At 33.9% G+C, this 4,484-nt stretch carries 3 protein-coding genes and 1 pseudogene; 2 read left to right on the top strand and 2 right to left on the bottom strand.

Going from position 1 to position 4,484, the window contains the following annotated elements:
* Nucleotides 1–128 precede the first annotated feature (128 nt).
* A complete protein-coding gene (locus AFK68_RS08960; RefSeq protein ID WP_094672431.1) occupies nt 129–1,784 on the top strand; it encodes an AarF/ABC1/UbiB kinase family protein in 1,656 nt (551 codons plus the stop codon).
* A 982-nt stretch (nt 1,785–2,766) separates the two neighbouring features.
* Nucleotides 2,767–3,828, top strand: a complete 1,062-nt coding sequence (locus tag AFK68_RS08955; RefSeq protein WP_094672430.1) for a DNA cytosine methyltransferase — start codon at nt 2,767–2,769, stop codon at nt 3,826–3,828.
* Here AFK68_RS08955 and AFK68_RS08950 read toward each other — a convergent pair.
* Both AFK68_RS08950 and AFK68_RS36480 read right to left on the bottom strand, forming a co-directional pair.
* Entirely contained in the window at nt 3,825–4,262 is a 438-nt protein-coding gene (locus AFK68_RS08950; protein WP_094672429.1) for an MAE_28990/MAE_18760 family HEPN-like nuclease, read from the bottom strand. The two genes, AFK68_RS08955 and AFK68_RS08950, sit on opposite strands and share 4 nt — an antisense overlap.
* A pseudogene (locus AFK68_RS36480) lies at nt 4,228–4,484 on the bottom strand (hypothetical protein); the annotation flags it as partial. The pseudogene AFK68_RS36480 and the gene AFK68_RS08950, both read right to left, overlap by 35 nt.

Raw genomic sequence — 4,484 nt, 5'->3', positions numbered from 1 at the left:
CCTCAGTTCCTTACTCCCCTACTCCCCCACTCCCCCACTCCCTTACTCCGCTATCCTAAATATATGTAGAGACAATCAAATTGTCCCTAAAGCTGAAGCAAACATCAACCGTATTATAGGGAGGCCAAGTGTTATCTAGCCTTGCAGTAACTAGCTCTCGTCAAGCAGAAATAGTCGAAATTGTCCTCCGCAACGGTTGGGACTATATGAGAACTCTCCTCACAGGAGGCAAAACTGGTGAACCAGACTTACCAACACCAGCAGTTCTGCGTAATATTTTTATAGATTTAGGCCCAGTATATGTAAAACTCGGTCAGCTACTGAGTACCCGTCCAGACCTATTGCCAGCAGATTATATTGACACCTTGTCAAGTTTGCAGGCAGATGTACCACCAATATCTTGGTCTGAGGTAGAAATCTTAATTCGTCAACAACTCTCCCAACCTCTAGAAGAAATATTTAGCTACATTAATACTGAGTGTGTAGCAGCAGGTTCTATTGCTCAAACTTATAAAGCTACTTTAAAAGATGGTACGGAAGTAGCTCTCAAAGTTCAACGTCCTGGTATTGATAAAATAGTTGATAAAGATATTGCCTTGCTCAAAGGTTTAGGTGAGTTAGTCTCATTTACAGAATTTGGCAAAGACTACGATATTCTTTCTCTAGCTGAAGAATTTGCTGTAGCCTTGCGAGCCGAACTTGATTTTACCAAAGAAGCTGGTTATACTGACGAACTACGTCGCAACCTATCTAAAAGTAAATGGTTTGACCCGAAGCAAATTATGCTTCCAAAAGTATATTGGGAGCTAACCACTCCGAAGCTTTTAGTTCTCGAATGGCTAAATGGTAAACCAATTTTATCAGCAAAAGTCAAAGGTACTAACTACAATGGCAATATAAATTCAGAAAAGCAAGCACTCTCTACCTTATTATGTCGTGTTTTCTTTCAACAATTTTATATAGACGGTTTTTTTCACGCTGATCCTCATCCAGGTAATATATTTTATTTGGAAGATGGAAGGGTTGCTCTGCTAGACTGTGGAATGGTTGGTCGCCTCGATCCTCGTAGTCAGCAGAATTTAACAGAATTATTATTAGCAATAGTTGATTTAGATGCTAAAAGATGTACTCAGTTAACTTTAGAAATGGCAGAAGTTGCTCAACGGTCAAACTTAGCCAAGTTAGAAAATGATTACAGCAAAATGCTGCGAAAATATTACAATCTGAGCTTAACTGAAATTAACTTTTCTGAAGTATTTTATGACATCTTACAATTGTGTCGTAACAACAAAATTAAATTACCGAGCAATTTAGGTTTATTTTCCAAAACTTTAGCAAATTTAGAAGGAGTAGCTCGTAGTTTTTATCCTCAAATTAATCTTTTAGATGAGATTAAACCATTAATGACTGATTTATTTCGCCGGCAATTATTAGGGGATGACCCGGTACAAACTTTATTAAGAACAGCTATTGATGTAAAGAATTTATCTTTAGAGTCGCCTCGTCAACTAGACTTATTTTTAGATAGACTTACTTCCGAAACATTGAAGTGGAATTTGACTCTAAAAGATATTGAACCTTTGCGTCGTAGTGTAGATAAGTCAGCTAATAGATTATCTTTTAGTGTGGTTGTAGGTTCCTTAATTATTGGTGCTGCTATTGTAACTGCGGGTTCTCAAGGAAGTCAGTTATCTTTGTTAAGTGAAGCTTTATTTGCAGTAGCTAGTTTTTTAGGGTTGTGGTTAATTATTAGTATTCTTCGTTCTGGTCGTTGGCGAGAGTAAATACAGTTATCAGTTATCAGTTATTAGTTATCAGTTGAAAAATTAAAATTTTCTAGTTGTTGGTAAGAGTAATGACTTAGTTATCAGTTATCAGTTGAAAAATTAAAATTTTCTAGTTGTTGGTAAGAGTAATGATGAGTTATTAGTTATCAGTTGAAAAAGCAAAATTTCCTGGTAGTTGAGGAGAGTAAATACAGTTATCAGTTATCAGTTGAAAAAGCAAAAATTTCTAGTTGTTGGTAAGAGTAATGAAATGAAAGAAGCTTTTAGGTTTTAAAAAGCTTAAATTAGTAATTTACATTGAGTAAGTTTTCTGATTATACCATTTGAAAAAAGAATGTTAGAAATAATAAGCACTATCAAAATGATTGATAGAAAATGTCTATTTGAGGAAAAATACAATTTAATAAAAAATAGTATCAAAACTATTCCCATGCGACTCCTGACTCCAAAGAAATAGCCTAGCTATTCGTAGCAAAGATTTATCAATTTGGTACTAGAATTGGTTTTATACCAATTTCATAAAATATTGCTACAGTGTGCTTGTTTTTAGGAGTGATAATTCAGGAGGTAAGAATTTATAATATTTATTTTTTCTGAGAGTAAAACTCTTCTATTTTTGACTAAAAATAATCTGATAACCAGAAATCTTTTGTTTTTGATTAAGGGATAATTTGATTTGTATTCCCGAAGTCGGCAGCAAATTTACTAACAGTTTAGTGATTACTTGACTATAACTATCTTATTTGAATTTGGTTTTACTTATACTTGAAGTTAGTAACTTGATTGAGTTATAATTTACGATTGATTTATGTAAAATTTCTAGAGGTAAATAATGATTGGCATTTCTGCAGTAGACTTATTTTGCGGAGCTGGTGGGTTAACTCATGGCTTTGAGAAAGCTGGTCTTNATACTTGAAGTTAGTAACTTGATTGAGTTATAATTTACGATTGATTTATGTAAAATTTCTAGAGGTAAATAATGATTGGCATTTCTGCAGTAGACTTATTTTGCGGAGCTGGTGGGTTAACTCATGGCTTTGAGAAAGCTGGTCTTGCTGTAAATGTTGGTTATGATATTGACCCGATATGTAAGTTTCCTTATCAGGAAAACAATAAAGCCAAATTTATAGAAAAAAGTGTTGAAAATATTAAGGGTATCGAGCTAGCAAAACATTTTCCAGAAGGTCATTATAAAGTTATAGCTGGATGCGCTCCATGCCAACCATTTTCTAATTATTCAAGGCGCTATGACGTTCGAGACAGCGGAAAGGAGTTTTATCACTCTTTAAAATGGAAACTTCTCTATCATTTTGCTCGCCTTGTCAAAGAATGTATGCCAGATATTGTAACTATGGAAAATGTATCACAGTTACAACAACATCAAGTTTTTGAGGAATTTATTACTAAACTCAAAAAGTTAAAATATTTTGTCACATTTTATCGGGTTAACTGTCAAGACTACGGTATACCTCAAACTCGTAGAAGGTTAGTATTTTTTGCCTCGAAGTTTGGCAATATAGATTTAATTCCTCCAACAAGCGATCGCCATAATTACAAAACTGTACGAGATACTATTTATCATCTTGAACCTTTGAAGGCAGGTCAATCATCTAAAACAGATCCACTCCACCAATGTAGCAAACTTTCAGCACTCAATCTCCGTCGTATTCGTGCTTCTAAACCAGGGGGAACGTGGCGAGACTGGCCAGAAGATTTGATTACTAAATGTCATAGGAAGAAGAGTGGTAAGTCATATCCATCAGTTTACGGTAGGATGGAATGGGATAGTCCAAGTCCAACTATGACGACTCAGTGCTTTGGTTTTGGCAATGGTCGTTTTGGACACCCCGAACAAGATAGGGCAATATCTCTGAGAGAAGCGGCATTATTACAAACTTTTCCTGAAAAGTACCAATTTTTTCCTTCTAATGAATCATTTGCTTTTACTAAAATAGGGCGTTTAATAGGGAATGCTGTTCCTGTCAAGTTAGGTCAGGTTGTAGCAAAAAGTATTCTCAATCATATTCAGGAAATAAATTAGGGAGTATTTGTTGAGTCTAAATATTCCTGATTATCTATATACATTTGAATATTTTCGAGAATCTGCCTTAGATATTTTACTACTTTCTTTTGAATTTTTATCAGTTCATCAGCACTTTTATCTTTTCCGACTTCGGCAAAAGATTTAATTCCATGCGCTAAGTCATTTCTGTTATTCTTAACTGTCAATAAATCGCTACTATCAGTTTTTGTTTTTGCAGAAAATCCATATTCCTTAGCTGTTGCTTTAATCTTTTGAGCATCAATATTTCCCGAAAATAATTCTTCTTTATCAAATCCAGCGGTAATAATATCAACAGATATATCTTCAATTTTTTGAAGAACTTTATCAGGATTTATCCGCTTCAAATTCTGAATAACAATTTTCTTTAATTCATGTCTAATTTTGAAGTAAATTAAGGAGTGAAAATCCATATTCCTTAGCTGTTGCTTTAATCTTTTGAGCATCAATATTTCCCGAAAATAATTCTTCTTTATCAAATCCAGCGGTAATAATATCAACAGATATATCTTCAATTTTTTGAAGAACTTTATCAGGATTTATCCGCTTCAAATTCTGAATAACAATTTTCTTTAATTCATGTCTAATTTTGAAGTAAATTAAGGAGTATTTGTTGAGTCTAGATACTCCTGATT

The organism is Hydrocoleum sp. CS-953 (assembly GCF_002260545.1).
In the GTDB taxonomy this organism is placed as follows: Bacteria; Cyanobacteriota; Cyanobacteriia; order Cyanobacteriales; family Microcoleaceae; genus Trichodesmium.
The sequence above is the reverse complement of the archived record's forward strand: the minus strand, read 5'-3'. Positions and strand labels throughout refer to the sequence as shown.

What these genes read in the sequence shown, in the direction of transcription:
- AFK68_RS08955 (WP_094672430.1), top strand. Translation starts at nt 2,767, where the DNA reads ATGATTGGCATTTCTGCAGTAGACTTATTTTGCGGAGCTGGTGGGTTA.
- AFK68_RS08950 (WP_094672429.1), bottom strand. Translation starts at nt 4,262, where the DNA reads ATGGATTTTCACTCCTTAATTTACTTCAAAATTAGACATGAATTAAAG.